This is a genomic window from Chryseolinea soli, from assembly GCF_003589925.1.
Taxonomy (GTDB): Bacteria; Bacteroidota; Bacteroidia; order Cytophagales; family Cyclobacteriaceae; genus Chryseolinea; species Chryseolinea soli.
This window is the reverse complement of record NZ_CP032382.1, coordinates 6,161,446-6,181,064: the sequence shown is the minus strand read 5'-3', so window position 1 is coordinate 6,181,064 and position 19,619 is coordinate 6,161,446. Positions and strand designations below refer to the sequence as shown.

18 protein-coding genes are annotated in these 19,619 nt (G+C 50.5%); 14 read left to right on the top strand and 4 right to left on the bottom strand.

Annotated elements, in window-relative coordinates; genetic code table 11:
* The first annotated feature begins 599 nt into the window (after positions 1–599).
* From D4L85_RS25875 to D4L85_RS25850, 5 genes are all read left to right on the top strand, one after another.
* Entirely contained in the window at positions 600–950 is a 351-nt protein-coding gene (locus D4L85_RS25875) for a hypothetical protein (RefSeq protein ID WP_119757026.1), read from the top strand.
* 112 nt (positions 951–1,062) lie between these two features.
* Positions 1,063–1,590, top strand: a complete 528-nt coding sequence (locus D4L85_RS25870) for a ferritin (RefSeq protein ID WP_119757025.1) — start codon at positions 1,063–1,065, stop codon at positions 1,588–1,590.
* Between the two features lie 745 nt (positions 1,591–2,335).
* Positions 2,336–3,145, top strand: coding sequence for a universal stress protein (locus tag D4L85_RS25860; RefSeq protein WP_119757023.1), 810 nt, complete (start codon positions 2,336–2,338; stop codon positions 3,143–3,145).
* Between the two features lie 277 nt (positions 3,146–3,422).
* Positions 3,423–5,780: a TonB-dependent receptor gene (locus D4L85_RS25855; protein WP_160144007.1), complete on the top strand. Its 2,358-nt coding sequence runs from the start codon at positions 3,423–3,425 to the stop codon at positions 5,778–5,780.
* 3 nt (positions 5,781–5,783) lie between these two features.
* The gene (locus D4L85_RS25850; RefSeq protein ID WP_119757021.1) at positions 5,784–6,638 is read left to right on the top strand and encodes a DUF4249 domain-containing protein; all 855 of its coding nucleotides are present in this window, start codon (positions 5,784–5,786) and stop codon (positions 6,636–6,638) included.
* A gap of 306 nt (positions 6,639–6,944) precedes the next feature.
* On the opposite strand, the gene D4L85_RS25845 is transcribed toward D4L85_RS25850, so the two are convergent.
* Entirely contained in the window at positions 6,945–8,237 is a 1,293-nt protein-coding gene (locus D4L85_RS25845; protein WP_119757020.1) for a hypothetical protein, read from the bottom strand.
* Positions 8,238–8,855: 618 nt separating this feature from the next.
* Here D4L85_RS25845 and D4L85_RS25835 point away from each other — a divergent pair.
* Positions 8,856–9,305, top strand: coding sequence for a hypothetical protein (locus D4L85_RS25835; RefSeq protein WP_160144006.1), 450 nt, complete (start codon positions 8,856–8,858; stop codon positions 9,303–9,305).
* A gap of 30 nt (positions 9,306–9,335) precedes the next feature.
* Here the strand turns inward: D4L85_RS25835 and D4L85_RS25830 are convergent, their stop codons facing one another.
* On the bottom strand, positions 9,336–9,959 hold the full coding sequence (locus tag D4L85_RS25830) for a hypothetical protein (RefSeq protein ID WP_119757017.1): 624 nt from the start codon (positions 9,957–9,959) through the stop codon (positions 9,336–9,338).
* A gap of 281 nt (positions 9,960–10,240) precedes the next feature.
* On the opposite strand from D4L85_RS25830, the gene D4L85_RS25825 reads away from it, so the two are divergent.
* The 5 genes from D4L85_RS25825 to D4L85_RS25805 all read left to right on the top strand — a co-directional run bounded on the left by D4L85_RS25825 (position 10,241) and on the right by D4L85_RS25805 (position 14,336).
* Entirely contained in the window at positions 10,241–11,254 is a 1,014-nt protein-coding gene (locus tag D4L85_RS25825; protein ID WP_119757016.1) for a phosphotriesterase family protein, read from the top strand.
* A gap of 339 nt (positions 11,255–11,593) precedes the next feature.
* The gene (locus tag D4L85_RS25820; RefSeq protein ID WP_228450631.1) at positions 11,594–12,427 is read left to right on the top strand and encodes a hypothetical protein; all 834 of its coding nucleotides are present in this window, start codon (positions 11,594–11,596) and stop codon (positions 12,425–12,427) included.
* 146 nt (positions 12,428–12,573) lie between these two features.
* Positions 12,574–12,921, top strand: a complete 348-nt coding sequence (locus D4L85_RS25815) for a hypothetical protein (RefSeq protein WP_119757015.1) — start codon at positions 12,574–12,576, stop codon at positions 12,919–12,921.
* 4 nt (positions 12,922–12,925) lie between these two features.
* Positions 12,926–13,309: a hypothetical protein gene (locus D4L85_RS25810; RefSeq protein ID WP_119757014.1), complete on the top strand. Its 384-nt coding sequence runs from the start codon at positions 12,926–12,928 to the stop codon at positions 13,307–13,309.
* An 85-nt stretch (positions 13,310–13,394) separates the two neighbouring features.
* Positions 13,395–14,336, top strand: coding sequence for a polysaccharide deacetylase family protein (locus D4L85_RS25805; protein ID WP_119757013.1), 942 nt, complete (start codon positions 13,395–13,397; stop codon positions 14,334–14,336).
* Between the two features lie 68 nt (positions 14,337–14,404).
* Here D4L85_RS25805 and D4L85_RS25800 read toward each other — a convergent pair whose 3' ends face one another.
* On the bottom strand, positions 14,405–15,493 hold the full coding sequence (locus D4L85_RS25800; RefSeq protein WP_119757012.1) for a Gfo/Idh/MocA family protein: 1,089 nt from the start codon (positions 15,491–15,493) through the stop codon (positions 14,405–14,407).
* A 101-nt stretch (positions 15,494–15,594) separates the two neighbouring features.
* Positions 15,595–16,692: a Gfo/Idh/MocA family protein gene (locus D4L85_RS25795; protein WP_119757011.1), complete on the bottom strand. Its 1,098-nt coding sequence runs from the start codon at positions 16,690–16,692 to the stop codon at positions 15,595–15,597.
* A 264-nt stretch (positions 16,693–16,956) separates the two neighbouring features.
* On the opposite strand from D4L85_RS25795, the gene D4L85_RS25790 reads away from it, so the two are divergent.
* The 3 genes from D4L85_RS25790 to D4L85_RS25780 all read left to right on the top strand — a co-directional run bounded on the left by D4L85_RS25790 (position 16,957) and on the right by D4L85_RS25780 (position 19,478).
* Positions 16,957–17,730: a ThuA domain-containing protein gene (locus D4L85_RS25790; protein ID WP_119757010.1), complete on the top strand. Its 774-nt coding sequence runs from the start codon at positions 16,957–16,959 to the stop codon at positions 17,728–17,730.
* Positions 17,731–17,741: 11 nt separating this feature from the next.
* Positions 17,742–18,491 (top strand): ThuA domain-containing protein, encoded by a 750-nt coding sequence (locus D4L85_RS25785; protein WP_160144005.1) that lies wholly within the window; start codon positions 17,742–17,744, stop codon positions 18,489–18,491.
* Between the two features lie 102 nt (positions 18,492–18,593).
* On the top strand, positions 18,594–19,478 hold the full coding sequence (locus tag D4L85_RS25780; protein ID WP_119757008.1) for an energy transducer TonB: 885 nt from the start codon (positions 18,594–18,596) through the stop codon (positions 19,476–19,478).
* Positions 19,479–19,619 lie beyond the last annotated feature (141 nt).

The window sequence follows — 19,619 nt, the reverse complement described above, 5'->3', positions numbered from 1 at the left end:
AGGATGCGTTAAAATTTTGCCGCTCCTGGTCTTTCAAACCACCACAGTAGCAGTCGAGTGTAATGTCTGAGATGACGATAATTTTTCCCATTGTACATCAGTGTTAGGACGACATAAATGTCACTAGCAAAAAGCCACATTACCGGGGGAGGAGACGACATTAGAAGGGGTTTTTGCGACAAGAGAAGATTAAAATGTTATTCCATTGACGGAAGCTAGCGTGTAGGTATGAAGTTGTGCGATTTTCCTGGCGACGTACGCGCCGTTTCGATTTTTGATTCGTAGATCAGCCCTTTGCGTCTATCGCCATTCCGAACCCCATCTTGAGGGGCCCCGCTGAAATCCTTGTACTCCGGAGAGCTTCTTGTCGCCAGGTGCGAAATGATTGGGATCACGGGCTTGGGCGAAATCTGTATCACTTTCGCGTCACATTAAATTCAGAAAGGGACGAAAAACTGCGTTTTTATAGGAAATTAGGCGGTTTTTGAGGAGTCTGGGGCTGCCATAATTTTTCTTCGTTTACATTATTTAGAATTTTTCTAATTAACCTTTGATATCCAGCGATCCCGACGTATTTTTGTGCATCAAAATTCGACCAGTTGGAGCTCCTTACACAAGTTCTTCCGCTTTCGCTTAACCACTCCGGAAATTCTTTCACGCTGGTGATTGGCGATCAGGCCATTCAGCAGTCAACCTGTGAATTTCTGCTCACGTATTCGTCCATGGTCGGAACCGACATCGAAGCTTACCTCAAGGACCTTTCCAATGCTAGCGACAAGGTGAATGTACCGCTTTCGGGCAAGGGTAACGCTGTTGTCCTTAGCCTCCGTGACTTTGCCAGGCTGAGAACTTTATACGGCCAAATGATGTACGAATTGAAGTTGCAGGACCTCCTGATCCGGAGCTCCATCTTTCCCCAGTCTACGCTCACGTTATCTGAGTTGAACTAGACTTCTTCTAAATTACCAAGGTTGATCCCCGTTTAGTTGGAAGGTTGCGCCCCAGCAAAATATCTTTGTCAGGTAGTAGACCCTTTTCTATTCAACAAATCAAACCTGAAACATGAGTACAACATCTATACTTCGTCAGAAAACATCCCTTCAGGAGAGTGTCCTGGAGATGCTCAATCAACAGATGGCCGTCGAAGCCCATTCGTCAGCCCTGTACCTCTCCATGTCGGCCTGGTGTTATGCCCAAAGTCTCCGCGGATGCGGTGAGTTTTTTAGAAAACAGGCCGATGAAGAGCGCGAACATATGATGAAGATCTTTCATTACATCACGCATGCCGGCGCGTTGGCCATCTCGCCGGAAGTGAGCAATATCGAGCGCAACTTTACCGACCTCCGCTCGGCCCTGGTGATGGCGCTGGACCAGGAGATCCAGATCACCGAGAACTTCAACAAGATCACTGAGCATTGCCAGAAAGCGCGCGACTACCAGACGGCGCGGTTCGTACAGTGGTACCTCGACGAACAATTTGAAGAGGAGAGACAGGCACGCCGCTGCATCGAGATTTTCGATCAGATGAATGCGAAGGATGCCATATTCGACATTGACCGCGAGATCCACGATCTCAAGAAAAAAGACTGATCTCCATAACGGAATATTGAGAAAGGCTGTTCATGTTCGATGACAGCCTTTTTTATTTTTAGTCCGGTTTCCACCATCCATTCCTTTTAAAACCAAACCACCTGCTCCCGGATCGAAGTAAGGTTAAATCGCTACCTTGCGTTTTTAAATCAAAAACGATGAAGCATTTCTCCCGCTCACCTGAATGCGTGTTTTATGTTTGCTGTGGAAGCAAATGTAAAAAGTCGGGCGGAAAGCAATTGTATAAGCAGCTGAAGGGCGAGGTGAAGCACCGTCACCTTAAACGACAGGTCCAGGTGATCAAAACCGGCTGCACTGACCGATGCAAAATGGGGCCTGTAATCGCTGTGATGCCCAAAAATGAGTGGCATTTACAAGTCAGTGAGGAAATGGCAGTGGGTTTGATCAATGAATGTTCTCCCCGTCATCAGAAAGCATAAATCCACAAGATCACCGGTTACCCGGAGGTGAAGCTTGCCTCACGGAATACCGTGGTTCACCTACTCCGAATCTTCTTATCCGTTGGACAAAGTCATAATTGCATTGCCCGGCGCGGTTTTCTTCGTAGCTTAGAATTAGCCAAACACATGCCGGCGCCCAACCCGATTAACGAACAGGTTATAATCTCCAGACTATTGATGCTTCAATGCGGTGTGGGTGACGAATTGAAATAGTCTCTTTCTTACTACCCGTAAAAGTATACCGGGTCATTTTGGATCCACCTTGTTAATGAAATCGAAATGATATGAAAACTATTGTCGCCCCCGTCGATTTCTCTGATGTATCAACGAACGCTTTGGCATTCGCAGCTGAAATGGCCAAAAGAGCATCCGCGCATCTCCAAATGGTTCATGTGATTGCGCAAGATGAGGATGAGGCGGAAGCGAAGAGCAAACTTGAGGCAGTAGCGCTCGGGTTGCAAAAGTCTTTCGGCTCCAGCTTACATTGCGGATCGTCGGTGGGGCAGGGGAGTCTTGTCGACGCCCTTCAGGAAATCACAGATGTCCAGCAACCCGATGTGATTGTCATGGGCACGAAAGGGGCAAGCGGACTAAAAAGAATTTTAATCGGCAGCAACACCGTGAACGTAATCGCAAAAACGAAGCTGCCGGTGCTCGTCATTCCGGAAGTAGCGAGATTTGAGAATTTTATGATGAAAGGGAAGAACAGGATTGTTTTGGCCACTGATCTCGACGCCTTGGAAGACGAAGATTCGCTCCTCATTCTTAAGGAAATAGCCTTGTTAATCATCGAGCCAAAAGTGAGGGTGGTGAGTGTCCGGCCAAAGAATACTGACCTCGACTATTTGAAAAGAATGGAGCGCAGCGCCCTGCTTTCCATTTTCAACCCCGAGATTGAAAGCGATCGCGCTACGGTCTTCAGCCGGGATGTGATGGCGGGGATCAATTTTTATCTCAACGAGCACAGGGACACCGGATTGATCGCGATGATCGCACGCGATTCGGGGCACCTCATCCAAAAGCACTACACCCGGGAGATGGCTTCGCATACACATTTGCCACTATTGGTTTTACACGACGTTAAAACAACGTAACGATTAGCTGTTGTGGTAATGTCCATTTCTGATAAACCTTTATTCGCGTTTTGACAAGTGAGTTCTTCCTTGTAACGAGACACCTTCAATCCCGTTAATTGGTTCCCGCAGTAACGGCATTCCGCTATTAGGCTCAACAAGTGGGGCATTTGTTTGCTCCCAGGCTGGCGCCTGCCGGATTAGTTGGACAGATGTAATATTGTGGCTGAAATTGGAGCCTGCGGGTGAGGTCTTGCCAGTATATTTGAATCTTGTTTTAGACCCGGTTCTCAAAAAAGTGCGTTCTCCCTCTCGAAAAGTAGCGTTCACCTTGGTGCTATTGTCGCTGGCCATATTGGCCCGGGCGCAAGACAATATGCTTTCCGGCTACGTTCACGACGCCACCACGGGCTCGCCCCTTCCGGGATGTACACTCTTCATTCCAACCCTGAACAAAGGAGCGGCCACCGATACGACCGGATTTTTCCAGCTTGCTGTTCCTCCAGGACGTTACCAGGTGGTGTTTTCATTTGTTGGGTATAAACGCGACACCGTTGTTGTAAATGCACAGACCTCCCAAACGCTCAGCATAAAACTAACCTCCGAGAGCACGACCCTCTCCGAAGTGATCGTGGCGGAAAAGGCTGCCGATGAAGCCGTGACCCAAACCGAAACAGGCCTCATCTCCCTGCAGCGAAAAGACATTGAAAAATTGCCCTATTTGTTGGGCGAGGTAGATCCCATCCGAATCCTGCAACTGATGCCGGGGGTGCAAACCTCGGGTGAGGGGAGCACGGGTTTTTATGTACGCGGTGGCGCAGTAGATCAGAACCTGATGTTGCTGGATCATTCCACCGTATACAACCCCAGCCACCTGTTTGGATTCTTCTCCATCTTTAACGGCACTGCCGTTCAGGGGTTGGATATGTACAAGGGGGGTATACCTTCGTATTACGGCGGCCGGTTATCGTGCATCACCAGAGTGTCGACGCGAAGCGGTAACGACCAGGAATTGAAAGGTGAGGGGAGCATCGGTCTGGTGGCGGCAACGGCTTTGGTGGAAGGGCCGGTGAAGAAAAACAAAGGGTCGTTTCTTGTCGCCGCCCGCCGCACCTATGTCGATCTCTTTGCCCGTGGCCTGCACGAACTCGGGCTGCTGAAACGGAATATCGATTATTATTTTTACGACCTCAACGTAAACTTCGACTACCGCCTTTCGCCGCGAGACCGCCTCAGCATACGAACCTACTATGGTGCCGACGATTTTAACTACAACACGAGTTCCAGTTTTTCGAATGCGATCACCTGGAAAAACAAAACTGCGTCCGTGGCGTGGCAACATACCGGGGAACGTCTTTTTACGGAGTTGTCTGTGCAAGCTTCCGGCTATGATATGGGCTTTGGCGCCGACATCAGTTCGTATACGTTCGATATTGTTTCCGACATCAGCGACGTCGGCTTTACGTATCAGTTCGGTCTCCAAAAGAACAAACACGACCTGGCGTGGGGACTCACCTATACCCGCCACGCCCTGAGGCCCAACAACGTGAGCGCTTCGAGTGATGATGTCTCGCTCAATGTGGGCCCGCCCCTGAAACTCAAGGCCGACGAGGCGGCGCTGTACTTCAATGACAAGATCACGCTAAGCGAGCGTGCCGAACTAAGCGTGGGCATCCGGTTTTCGGGCTACAGTCAGCTTGGTCCGTTCACGCGCTACATCGAAGACGACAACTTTCAGATCCTGGACACGATCACGTACAGCAAGCACAAACGCATCCAGAACTACGGCAACATCGAGCCGCGTGCGTCCTTGCGGTATAGTCTGACGCCGGCGTCGTCGGTCAAAGTTTCGTATGATAAGACGGTCCAGTACATGCACATGGCACCGCTGTCGTCGGTGTCGCTGCCGTTGGATATTTGGGTGCCCAGCTCTGCCGTGATCAAGCCGCAGACAGCCCATCAATTTTCGGCCGGCTACTTCCGCAATTTCAGTGACAACCGGATCGAGACCTCGGTGGTGCTTTATTACAAAGCCATGCAACGGCAGATCGAATACCGCGAAGGCGTGGTGATCGGCTACAGCAAGGGCTACAACTTCGACGACAACTTTGTGTTCGGCCGCGGCACCTCGTATGGCAGCGAGTTCTCCATCAAAAAGCCGAAGGGGCGCCTGAACGGCCAGGTGTCGTATACACTTTCGCGGACAACGCGCCAATTCGAAGCACTGAACAACGGCAAGCCCTTTGCTGCCAAGTACGACCGGCTGCACGATCTTTCCGTGCTGGGCAACTATGAATATTCTCCCCGGTGGACCTTCTCGTGTGTGTTTGTCTATGGAACAGGGAATGCTTTGAACCTGCCGGTGGCCCGGTATGTGATCCAGGGAAATGTGATCAACGAGTATGGTGCACGGAACTCGTTTCGTATGCCGGCCTATCACCGGCTCGACCTGGCCGTGACCTATGCGGCGCACAAGAGCGCGCGCTGGGAATCGTACTGGATCTTTTCCATCTACAATGTGTACAGTCGCAAGAATCCCTATTATATCTATTTCGAAACCGAGGGCAACCTGGAAAACCTCGAACTGCACACCAGCATCAAGCAGGTATCGCTTTTCCCCATCATTCCAGCCTTCACTTACCGCGTAAAGTTCTGAGCCATGGATAGACTTGTTCTTTTGATCATACCCGCTGTACTGCTCCTGGCCTGTGTGCCGGAACCCTCGTTGGACCAAACCGCCTACGAACCCAAGTTGGTGATCGACGGCTCCATCGAAAGCGGGGGCTTTCCCCGTGTGGTGCTCAGCAACAGTGCTTCCTATTTCATGAACATCGATTCCGCCAACATCCGCGACCTGATCGTATCCACCGCAAAGGTCACTGTGAGCGACGGCGAAACCGAGGAAATTCTTACCCTAAAACGCGACGACGATTTCTTTCCTCCGTACGTCTATCAGGGTACGTCGTTGAAGGGGGAGGTCGGAAAGACGTACTCTCTAACTGTGGAAGTGAAAGGCAAGCGTTACACCGCATCGACCACCATTCCGCCGCCAGCCAAATTTGATAAACTCTGGTTCGAACTGGCGCCGGGTAAAGATTCACTGGGCTATGTGTATGGCCAGCTTACCGACAACGCCGAGGAAGCCAACTATTACCGTGTATTCACGCAACGCCTCAACAAGGACAACCGGTTTATCCCGGTTTACCTGTCGGCCGTGGGCGATCAATATTTCAACGGCCAGCAGTTCACGTTTACGATCCTTCGCGGGCCTGAGAATTTCACCAACGTCATCGACGACCTCTATTTCAAGCGTGGCGACAGTGTGCGGGTCAAACTTTGCTCGATGGACAGAGCCCACTTCGATTTCTGGCGCACCGTGGAACGGGAACTCTATGTAGTGGGCAACCCGTTTTCATCTTCCGGTAATGAGATCATCTCAAACATCGACGGCGATGATGCGTTGGGTGTGTGGGGAGGCTATGGCGTGTCGTTCTACGCCATTAATATAAAGTAGAAAGTTTTTATTGAGGCCCTTCTTCGATCTCTCCTCGTAGCGGCAACTGCCCGCATTCACCATCCATTCCTGAAAGCTTGTGTGGTTTTTCTCAAGGAAGCCCAGGCGCTTACCGCGAATGTTTCGTGAATGGCTAACAAGCCATTAGCCGGCTGCAAGTGGCACGAAAATATTGCACCATCTTAAGTAGCGAGCATATTTGGAGGCGGATATACTTTCACATCACTAATGACTAAAAATGAACGCAAAAAAAAGAGGCTGCCTGCAAGGCAACCTCTTTTTGCTTTAGATACTACGTTATGTCAATTAGTCATTGCCGATATCTTCGACAAACTTATCCCAAGAATCCTTGATGTCGTCGAAGCCGGTGTCGGTGTAAGTGGCCAGGTCAGACTTGGTGCCGTCGGCAAATACCAGACGTACTTCGAGAGCCTTTTTGGTCTTCTTAACTTCTGTGGCTTCCCACTGGTCCGTATTCGGATTGTAGGACCATTCCGTTTCGGTATACTCTTCGTCGGCAATGTAGAACTCGCTCTCGGCGATCTTCTGTTTCGAATCGTCGTAGAACACGATCAGTTTGTAGTTGGCGTTCCATGCCGCCAGTCGCTGTTCGATGGTAGTGGCAGCTTCCAGGGCGTCGGCCAGTGTGTTGGCGTTCACTTCGCCCGAGAACTTGATGTTCATGATCTGGAAGTAAGCGGTAGCGCTGGTCACCACGTCGCCGGCATTCTGGCTTCCTTCAACAGCCGTAGAAGAGAAGTTACCCGATGCGCGCACACCATATCCGAAGAGCAGCTTGTCGCCGTCTTTCAGCGAGTAATCGAATTTGGCATCGGTAGTGCTGTTAGACACCTCGTAGGCCAGTGTATAGTTGTCGATGCTCAACGCGATGGCTACAGCCGAGGGATCTCCCTTGCTATTGTAGCTGGCCGAGAAGCTATAACCCATGTGTTTCGCGCCGTCGATGGTCAGATCAGCCTTTAATGCCGTCGGGTAGTCGCCGGTGTAATTATCGCCGCCCAGGTCGCTTGTGATGGTCACGGTCTCGAGGCCGTAAACGGAGTATTCAGCGTTGTTTGTTGTTCCGGTTTCCGTTGAAGGGAACTTGAAGACAATTTTATCACCTGTTTTTTCATATGTCCAGGTATCGTTGGCTTTGCTGTAGGTATACACACCTACTACGTCAGCATATTCCGCTTGGAACGACTGGAAACCATCGGTTGCCACGCGCAGACCTGACAATGTTTTGGCAGCCGACGAGTGGCCATTGCCAAACGAAGACAACAATTGAAGCAGGCGAACGCCGCCGTTGTCGCCCACACGGCCGCCGATGTTGTCGGGGAGCGTGCTGCCGTCGAGATACTTGCTGAATGCGATCGACGTTTGAATGCCGCTGGCATTTTTCAACGTCGTCACCGCATTTACGAGCGACACGCCGTTGTCTTCCAGTTTTGTTTTGTTTTGTTCTACCGAGAGTTCGCTGTAGTCCGTGGGGAATTCAGGTTCGGTCGTTTTAACTTCATCATCATCTTTGCTACAGCCCACGAATACCGAGGCTGCCACGATCAAAGCACCAAACTTTAGCAATGTTTTGTTCATTTTTGGAATGTTTTATTTACAAGTATAGCTTGATTTGAATCACAGACGAAGACCTGCGCGTAAGCCAAACGTTGAGGATATGTAATAATCCGCTCGCGGCAACGAAAGTCCCATAAACCTTGCTGGAGGCACTTGAAATTATATTCAGTCGGCAGACGAGAATATGCTAAATCAAGCTGATAACGATGGTTGGAGCCTGGATTTTTTGAAAATCACACGAAATCCAACATGGGTATAAGATCGCAAAAATTAGATGGACGACGCGGCCGAAACTAAACGGTTGACATGAGTTTATGGAAGGGAAACGTCTCATGATTGGACTGATTCAGAAAGGCTGTCCAGCACCTCTAACAAGGACAACGGCTTCAGCCGTCTAGTTGACCTGTCAAAAAATCGATTTCTCAATCCGTTATAATTGCCAGTAACTAATTGGTTTATAGGCAAATACATTCAGTTCAGGATCGCTAACGCATCACTGGGTGGCAGTGGACTCAACTTTGTCGGGAAGCAGGACGTCACTGAGAATTAGTTTGACCATAGCCCAGAAGGTATTATCTTGTGTTATGGCGTACCGCCTCGATCTTTTTTGGCGGATGCGCAGATAAACCACAAAAAAATATGAGCACAAGCAAACATCGTCACCCTCTGGCAGGCTATTTATTTTTCGCGCTCTCCATAACATTGGTCGCCTGCGGCGAAAAAGTAGTCGACCTGGACAAGAAGAGCACTCAAACCACCACGTACGAGGCCCTGCCCAAGGAGGTGCAATCCTTTATCGACAACAGCATTGACAGCGTGGCCACGGCGAACAACGACCTGTATTTTTCGACCGACCCTTCGGTAGCCTTCACGTATGCGAAAAACAGTATCCCCAGCACCGGATGGATGGACGATTCCAAAGTGCCTTATCACCACTTTTTTATTGACGGTGCACACTATAGAATGACGGGTGAAAAGGGGCAGCCGTTTATCCTGGACAAGGGTGTTATCTACTTTTGCGACGTGAACTTGGTGAAAGGTGATTATAAGACGCGTCCGTATTTCAAAGTAGAGGCTGTGACGAACTAAGGGGTTTCAGGAGCGATGTTTAAGCATTTCTTACCAAGAGATAAAGATCTCGTAAAAGGCAACGCTCTTCAACTCCATCAGTTTTAATAACCTTTTTTTCCAACGGCTGGCAATTAATCCCCCCGAATCACTGTCAGGAGTGTCGTTGAGGGTATTTTTTAGCAGGAATTCGATGGCGGCTTTGGTTTTTCTTTCAGAAGGAGTGGAGGCCCTGCTGCTGCCTTGTGATTTTTGTTCATCCGTGACTGAAAGACTTTGCGCGTACATCGCTAATCCATCATGAAGAATTTTCTCCGCTTTCATTTCAAAATTTCGATCTACAAGCGAGAGTGCAACCAGTATTTGCGGACATACCCAGGAACCGAGCGAGAGCCGTTTCCAAAAATGGTCGAGCAATATAGATCTTGCCGATGAGGGTAGTCTTAAGATCACAAGGCAAGCAACCAAGTGTGATCGCCAATCGTGATATGCCAGTAAGGCGATGACTCCTTCCTGCACCGATTGTTCGGGATTCTTCTCTACGATAGCATTAAGTCTTTGGAGGCTGATCGTCAAATTCCATTGGTTGGACGCTCCCGAGTCAATAAGATTTAGTAAAGGCAAATGGTGAGGGTGCACGCCATCCCAAAATTCATTAAAAATTCCCAGGTCCATATCAGTCGAATATTTCTTTGTTGCCTACGGGATGCGTATGAAATTGCCGCACCTGACAAAAGTAACGGAATTGCGTCTAGCCGCCAATAAGGAACTCCACCCGGGTATCTGTCCGGCAAACTGCGCCTTTTGTCTAAAGGGTTTGAATTAGTCCTTGGATTGGATTTTCTTGAACTCATAAACAACGCAGCCAACCCTTTACGGACAAGAGCGCGTGCGATCGTGGTGAAAAAAACTATGATCTGTGACGAGCCACTTTATTGTTCGTCCTTGGCTTTAAAATGATGAACCGAAAAACCTTTCTCCAAAAAACAACTGCCGCTGCGGGAATATTCCTGTTCCCTTCGCTGCTCGCCGACGACATCGTCATGACCGTGACCGGCCCGATCCGCCCCGCCGACATGAAGTTTACCCTGGAACACGAACACGTGCTGGCCGACTTCATTGGAGCCAAAGGATACAGCCGCGATCGCTACAACGCCGACGAAGTGTTTGCCCGCGCGTTGCCGTTTCTGAAAGATGTGAAGCAACGCGGCTGTGTCACGTTCATCGATTGTTCACCGGCTTATTTGGGACGCGATGTGCTTTTGTTCAAGCGGCTGGCAGAGGCAACGGGGTTGAACTTCATCACGAACACAGGCTACTATGGTGCAGTAGGAGAGAAGTTCCTGCCACCCCAGGTCTACACCGAAACCAGTGAGCAGATTGCTGCGCGATGGATTGACGAATTCAAGAACGGCATTGAGGGCACCGGTATTAAGCCCGGGTTCATCAAAACCAGCGTTGACAACGCGCCCCTAACCGAAGCGCAACGTAAGGTAGTCGACAGCGCCGCGCTGACGCACCTCGCCACCGGGCTCACCATCGCCATCCATACGGGCAACGGAGAGGCGGCTAAGGAAGAATTGGCCATTCTGAAAGCTCGGGGTGTTTCTCCGCAGGCCAGGATTTGGGTCCATTCACAAAACGAGCCCGATAAGGCCTATCACCTGGAGGCAGCCCGAAGCAAAAGCTGGGTTGCCTTTGACGGCGTCAATCCCGATACGGTAAAGGCTAACGTGGAGAATTTGCAAGTCATGAAAGCGCATAAGCTGTTGGACCAGGTCCTTGTGTCGCAGGACTCGGGGTGGTATAATGTGGGTGAGCCGAATGGTGGCAACTATAAAGATTACAATTGCATCTTCACGCAATTTATTCCCGCTTTAAAAGCGAATGGCTTTACCGTGGCGGAGATCGATAAGATCTTTGTGGCCAATCCGGCAAGAGCTTTCGCTATTCGCGTTCGCAAGCTTTGAACACGTACCGGTTAGACCGATGAATTTCTGGAGTGTCATGGTTGGTCATCACGAGAAGATAGTCACCACGGAACATCTGGTGGAAAATCAAAAATGTTTTCAGGTGATCTTTTCACCAAAATGCAACGGTATACCTTTAAGGTATTTTTAAGGCTACACGCAAACGAACCGATTGCACCACCGTTGCATTTCAACCGATTGTTTAAGCCGAAAACGGGTAATTCGCGCCAACGTAAGATAGAGGTCAGGTTAGCGGCGAAATAAAAATCATGTAACCCACAGTTCTGATCGTTTTATTCCATTATTTCGCACCGCATTAGTTGAAATAAATTTTTATCTATGCGGCTTGTTTACTTCCTTTCTCTCCTGGGCGTTTTGGCTACGCAATCGCTACAGGCTCAAAATGATGGATCCGGTGAAAAAAAGAAAAAGCTGAAAGGCGAGTTCTTCTTTGAGTGGGGCTACCACCGCGATTCTTATTCCAGAAGCACCATCCACTTCGAAGATCACAAGACAGGCGACTACGACTTTACCTTGCACAACGCCAAGGCAAGCGACAAGCCCGATTGGGATCACTTCTTCCACACCCCGCTCACGGTGCCTCAATACGTGCTCAGCGGCGGCTACTTCTTCAACGACAAACATGATTTGGGCATAGAGATCTGCTGGAATCACCTCAAGTATGTGGTGAACGACAACCAGACCATGCACCTCACGGGCGAGATCAACGAAAGACATTTTGATCAGGATACGCTAGTGACGCCCAACTTTGTTCACTTCGAACACACCAACGGCAACAACTATCTCATGATCAGTTTGCTGAAGCGCATGCAGATCGTGCACTCCCGCGATGAGAACCACGTGCTGAGCGCCAACTTCCGCCTGGGTGGCGGCGGGCTTGTTCCCAAGACCGACTCCTACATCATGGGCATGCACAACGACGGACCTTTCCGGTTGTCGGGCTACGTGATCGGTGTAGGTGCTGCCCTGCGCTATGATGTCTTCCGCTATCTTTTCCTGCAGTTTGGTGTGAAGGGATCGTGGGCCAACTATACCGACGCCAAGCTCTACGGATATGGAAGAGCCCAACACAGCTTCTTCTCCGCGCAATACATTTTGTCGGCAGGGTTCAATATCCCTACGAAAGGATATAAGCTCAGGCCGACCATTTAGATCTGGAAATCCATCCGGAAAGAAAGCCGTCTCAGGATTGAGACGGCTTTTTTATTTTATAGAAAAAATGCAAAGGCCTTGTCAACCTTTTCGCGGGGTAGTCGTTAAATATAGTACTTTCAGAAATTACTGAAAGTTACATAACAATGAAAACCCTGGTTCTTTTCCTCCATCTATTGATCGCCGGGTACATCACGGTGTACGTAGGCAGGGTCTTATTCCGAAACGGGCGACCGTTCTTGTTGACGATGCTGGGAGAAGCGGCCATTACCGATTCGGTGAATCGATTACTCCTCACCGGCTACTATCTCGTCAATCTCGGTTACGTCTTCGCCGTACTCACCCTGCGATCGCCCGTCGAAACGGTGAGTGATCTGATCGTGTCCCTTTCGATTTCCGTGGGCCGGATCATGATCGTGCTCAGTGTCATGCATTATTTCAACATCACCGCCGTCGTACTCTGGAACAAATTCCATCCTTCACATAAATCCTGATCTTATGAACACGTCTTATGTCCTCACCGCTTACCTGATCTATCTGCCCGTGACCCTCTTATTAACGTGGTATGTCGCGCACACGCTTTTCAAAAACAGCCGCGTTTTCATGTTGGATATCTTCCGCGGAAAAACAGAGATCGCCATGGCCACCAACAAGCTTTTTGAAGTGGGATTCTATCTGTTGAATGTGGGATTTGCCTTGTGGATACTGGAGATCTATGCCGAAGTGGCATCCAGTCAACAGGTCGTTGAGATCCTTAGCAAGAAGATCGGAGGGTTCTCTATCTACCTGGGCGTGATGTTATTTTTCAACCTCTATCTTTTCTTCCGTGGGCGGAAAGCCTCTAAAGCAAATGCCCCCGCTGAAATTCGTCCTGCTGTTTAGCGAATACGACCATCCCGAAAGAAGCTGTCCCGAAAGGACAGCTTCTTTTATTTGTAACGTCTCGTCGTAATCCGTAACATTGTTGATGAACCATTTTGAATCCTTGAAAGGTATCCGCATCGGCAAGCACGTCGCGACGCTTTGCTTCCTGTTTCTGGCCATCACCAGCTATGCACAACCTACCATCAGCTTCACATTCGACGATGGCGTGACCAACGACATGCCTGGATATCCTTTTGAACAATGGAATGGTTTGTTGCTAAAACATTTGAACGATGCCGGGATAAAGACGGTGTTCTTTGTTACGGGATTTAACAAATCCGATGCAAAAGGAACGTACTTGCTCACCCAATGGAACGACGCCGGTCATCGCATCGGAAATCATACCTACTCACACCTCAACTACGGCAGCAAGTCCGTTTCCTTCGAGAAATTCAAACTCGAATTCTTGCGCACCGATTCCATCATTCAACGCTACAGCCAGTACATCCGGATGTTCCGGTTTCCCTATCTGAAAGAAGGCGACACCGCGCCCAAAGTCGAAGCCTTTCGCGATCTGCTGCGAGCACACCAGTACAGAAATGGGAGCGTCACCATCGATGCTTCGGATTGGTATATCGATAGCCGTTTGTTAAAACGGCTCAGAACCGACCCTAAGGCCAACCTCGAGGGCTTTCGTCAATTCTATCTAAAGCATTTATACGCACGGGCGCAGTACTACGAACAGCTCGCTTTTCAACTCACCGGCCGGCATATTCATCACACGCTGCTGCTTCACCATAACCTGGTGAACGCCTTGTTCCTGGGCGACCTGGTCAAGATGTTCAAAGAAAAAGGCTGGAACATTATCGATGCCGAAAAAGCGTTCGAAGATCCCATCTTCCAATCGCAACCCACGAAGATCCCTGCCGGCGAAAGCCTCATCTGGGCCCTCGCCAAACAAAGCGGCAAATTCGAAACCATACTCCGCTATCCCGCCGAAGACGGCGACTACGAAAAAGCCGAGATGGATCACCTCGGCCTTTGATTTCTCTGCTTGCCCGCCGACTTGCCCGCCGCAGCTTCAGCGTAGGCGGGAGCGTCAGCGAAGATGAGTTAAATCATCACACGCTTCTTCTGCGCCACCGACCTATACACCGCCTCGACCACCCGAATATCTCTCAACCCTTCCTCACCCGGCGCCAACAGTTTAGTGTTATTCATAATCGCCAACGCATCATCATCCATTTGCCTGGCTTGCTCGTTGGGAATGACGGCATTCAATTTCTTTCCATCACTGGTAACTCCATTCACACCGCTATACGCCTGGAAGGGCGATAGCTTATACCAACCTTTCGAACACGTCACCATCAAGTCGTTCATGCTTTTGCCAAAGCTGGCCTCGCACTGTGCCGTGGCCCCGCCGGGAAATTCCAGCAGGAAGTTCATCGTCTCTTCCACCTCCTTGTAGATCTCCGGTCGCGTGGTGGAGGCTTGCGCGGTTACAGCGATGGGCTCCAACCCAGTGCTGTAGCGCGCGGCGTTGAGGGGATACACGCCCATGTCGCCCATGACGCCACCCCCCATGCTTTTCTTCTGCTTCCAATGATCGGTCCGCGGATCGAAGTAACCCGCTTTCGCTTCCACCTTTGTCACCTTGCCATAGGTCTGTTCCTTGGCAAATTTCATGATCTGTTGTGTGTTAGGCTCGTGGTGCAGGCGATAGCCGATGGCGAGCTTTACTTTGTTTTTGTTACACGCATCGATCATGCTTTGACATTCGGCGACAGAAACCGCCATTGGTTTTTCACACCACACGTGCTTGCCTGCCTTGGCGGCGCGAATGCTATACTCGGCATGCATGGACGGAGGCAGCACCACATAGATCACATCGATGTCGGGGTTGTTGGCCACGGTGTCGAAGTTGTCGTAGGAGTAGATGTTCTTGTCGGGAAGGTTGTGTTGCTTTTTCCATTCCTCGGCTTTGGAGGGCGTGCCCGTCACGATCCCGGCCAGGTAGCAATGCTGGGTCAGTTGGAGGGCGGGAGCCAGGAGATCGGTGCTATAATATCCCAGGCCCACCAGGGCCACGCCCAGGCGTTCTTTTTTCTGGGGCACCAGAATGTTGGAGAAGGCGCTTTCGGCAAACGACAGGCCTGCCATGCCGGCGGCAGCGCGTTGCATAAACGATCGTCGGGAGATCATGGTATTCTTTTTTTGGTTAGAGCTTTTCGCTTTCGCGTACGGCCGAACCGAATATACGATTCCCCTTTGCAGCGTGCAACGCCAAAGAAAGCAACGGCGATCTATTTCTTCAGATAGATGGTTTTGCCCTGCTGCGCCGATTCCTTTGCGGCCTGCAGGATCTCCACCACGATCAGGTTGTTCTGTAACGACGACAGATCGGATGGTCCTACCGTGATCTCACCGCGTACCACGGCACCCAGGTAAACGAACGGGTCGTTATAGGGCTTTTTCAGCTCCGGGCTTTTCACATATTCTTCGGGCTTGTCCTGGGCGGAGCGTATGCGGGAGCCTTGCTTGTCGGCCAGCACATAGCCCGTTTCGCCATAGATCTCCATGTCCTTTCGGCCGAAAGGCCAGTTCCACGAGGCTTGAATGATGGCTTGTCCGTCGGGGTAGGTGAGCACGATGGTTGCCTCATCGTCTACTTTCGGATAGATATTGGGTTTCAGTTGTTGGGTCACCGCCACGACAGCCAATGGACGCGCGCCCTGGTGCAGCCAGGTGAGCAGGTTGGCGCCATAGCAACCAAAGTCCATCAAGGCACCACCACCGTTTTTGACGGGGTCCGTCAGCCACGCCAAAAATTCGGGGCCACAATGGATTTCTTTCGGTCCCTGATGGCCATCGTGCACCACTGCCTTCCGGATCTTACCAAAGGGGTGGTCCGTGATGAACCGGCTGCTAACGTCGGTGTTGCTGCCATACCACGTCGTCTCGTAGTTGACGAGTACATGGATCTTATGTTGTTCGGCCAGTGCGGCGATCTGGCGCGCATGATCGTTGTTCACGGCTAGCGGCTTTTCCACCATGACGTGAATCTTTCGCGGCGCGCAGGCCTTCACTACTTCCAGGTGATCGAATGTACTGTTAAAGCCGGTGACGGCCTCGGGTTTGGCCTTGTCCAACATCTCGGCAAGCGTGGGGTACCAGAGCGTGATGGGAAGGTTGAATTTTTTCAGGTATTGCTCGGCCAGGGCACGATCGGGTTCGGCGATGCCGACAATTTCGATGTCGCCGTCGTGGGCGCGGCTCAGGATCACACCGGCGTGACCGTGGTTGAGGCCAGCCACCCCGATGCGAAAGGGCTTGCTGGCGGTTTGGGCGGAAGCAGTCGCGGCGAAAAAGATCAGTATGAGCAGGGAAGCGAGACGAAACATAATGGCTTGGGTTGTGGTGTGTGACAAGTTTAGCAGTTCTGACACAGAACTGCAACAACATTCCTGTCACCATCACGAGGTCATGCCAAACGCTAACGTCTGTCCCTGCATGTCTTTTTACCTAACACGTGATGTCGCCATCTCGTCTTCGCCGCTAGCATATCGCAATTGACGTAGGCACATCAAGAATAAACCACGCAAAAGAAACTGCTGCAAAAGTTTATACTTTATTGTAAATAGCAATAGACGTCCAACTTCCGACCTATGAAAAAAATCTATCTCCTTTGTGTGTGCAGTGTGTTTTTAATGATGAGCCTGTCGCGGGCATGGGCTCAAAAGAATAAATCGCCAAAGTTCAAAGTTATTGTGATGGCCGAAATGGGCGATCGTCATCGTCCCTATGTAGATGCGGCTTTGGCCTGGCTGGAAGGCGAGGCCAAAACAAAGAACTTTACCGTCGACCACATCGAGAATGCGGAAAAGATAAATGATGCATTCTTGTCACAATACCAATTGTTTATCCAGTTGAACTATCCGCCTTACATGTGGAGCGATTCGGCGAAGGCGTCGTTCGAACGCTACATCAACGAAGGGCGAGGGGGATGGATCGGGTTTCATCATGCCACATTGCTGGGGGAGTTCGACGGCTATGCCATGTGGCCTTGGTTCCACCAGTTCATGGGGAGCATCCGCTTTAAGAACTACATCGCCACCTTCGTATCGGCAACGGCCAATGTGGAAGATAAAAAGCATCCGGTGATGAAAAACATCCCCGCAAAATTCTTTATCGAAAAAGAAGAGTTCTACACCTACGATGCCAGTCCACGCCCCAACGTGCACGTGCTGGCCAGCGTGGACGAGTCTACCTACGCGCCCAACAGCGACGTGAAGATGGGCGACCATCCCATTGTGTGGACCAATACCAAAGTGAAAGCCCGGAATGTTTACATTTTTATGGGACACGACCCGGTATTGTTCAACAGCAAAGACTATAAGACCCTGTTTAGCAACGCCATCGCATGGGCTTCGCAAAAATAACCTCATCCCACATGAACGCTGCGTTGAAACACCTCGTGTTATCCTGCTTTGTCATGGGCCTCGTCGTCAGCGCTGCTGCAAAGCCTGCCTTCCGCGTGCTCGCCATGCTGTCGGGTCATCCCGACCACAACAAGATGATGACTGCCGCCAAACCCTTTCTTGAAGCGTTGGCGGCCAAGAATAATTTTGCTATTGATATTACGGCCGACACCAGCCTGCTCAATGACGCCAATCTGGCACAATACCAGGTGATCGTACAGGTGCAGCTGGCACCCTTCGACATGACGCGCGACCAACAGGACGCCATGGAAAGATTCATCCGCCAGGGCAAGGGTTGGGTGGGCTTGCACGCCGCAGGATTGACGGGGAAAGATTTTCTGAAGCCTGGCGCGCGCTATTGGCAATGGTTCGAAGACCTTATGGGCGGCGTGATCTACTCACCCCATCCCGCTTTCCAAAAAGGAACGGTGGTCGTGGAAGATCGCAAACATCCGGTGACGCGAAATTTGCCCGAGCGATTCGAGGTTCCCGACGAGTGGTATGAATTCAATAAAAGCCCGCGGTCGAACGTGCACGTTTTGGCGACCGCAGATGAGTCGACCTATAAGCAAAATAAGCCTATGGGCGATCATCCCATTATCTGGACGAATGAGCATTATCATCGGGTGGTTTATATTGCGATAGGTCATGATGCTTCGTTGTGCAGCGATGCGAATTACGGGATGCTGGTAAGGAATGCGATTTTGTGGGCGGGGGAGTGAGGTTGATTTTAAAAAAATCAAACGATGCTGTTTCGGCATCGGATTTTTTATAGTTTTGGGCGACCGTCTTTCGACGCATTAGCCTAAACCTTTTTGTACGCCATGAAACCAATCATTTTTCTTTTCAGTGCATTCGCACTGGCCCTGTCGGCAACCGCTCAAAACAAAGAAAAGATCACCCTCTATTTTGATAGCAACTGGATGCCCACCGGCGACCAATCCATTGCCAAATATTACCGCACCGTCGAAGAGGGGGGGCGGAGCAAATTTATTGTGCGCGATTATTTCATTTCAGGAAAACTGCAAATGGTTGCCGCGTGCAGCAGCATTTCGCCCGCTATCCGATATGAAGGAAAACGCACCAACTACTACGAAAACGGCAATGTGGAATCTGAACGATACTACGTCGACAATGAGGTGGCCGGGGATTATAAAACTTACTACGAAGACGGCAAGCTGAAAAGAGAAACACGCTACCGCGCTAAAAAGGAAATCATCATTCACAGCTATTCCCCCACGGGGCAAGACGAATTGTCGCCAGAGGGCAATGGCATTCTCAAAGTAAAGAGCACCGATGAATTCAATCAATTTGAAGATGTTCAGGACTCGGTTTCCTTGTCGACCTACAACGTGCATGTGAGTACAGGCGATACCATTTATTTACGTATTGAACGACCTGCGGAATTCAAGGGAGGGCTGAGCGCACTGGGGCGTTTTGTTTCGTCCACGTTGCGTTATCCCGCGTCGGCCAGGAGAATGGGCGTCGAAGGTTCCGTGTTCGTTAGCTTTATCGTCGACAAGAACGGCGCCGTGACGAACGCCAAAGTCATCAAAGGCATCTCGCCCGACTGCGACGCGGAAGCTCAGCGCACCGTTGCCGCCATGCCCAACTGGATTCCCGGCCAGACCCGGGGCAAAGCTGTGAAGTCGATGTTTGTCCAGCCCATCAAATACAAATTGGCAGGAGGGAGAAAAAAGAAGCGATAAGCCAAATGATAAAGAGGCTGTCTCAAAAGGGCAGCCTCTTTTGCTGAAGCCTTCGCCGTTAAAGATTGCCGCCAAGAACGGTGCGGCCTATTTGGGCGGGTCGAACATGCTCCGATCATATCAGACCGGGTTTGTGAAGTA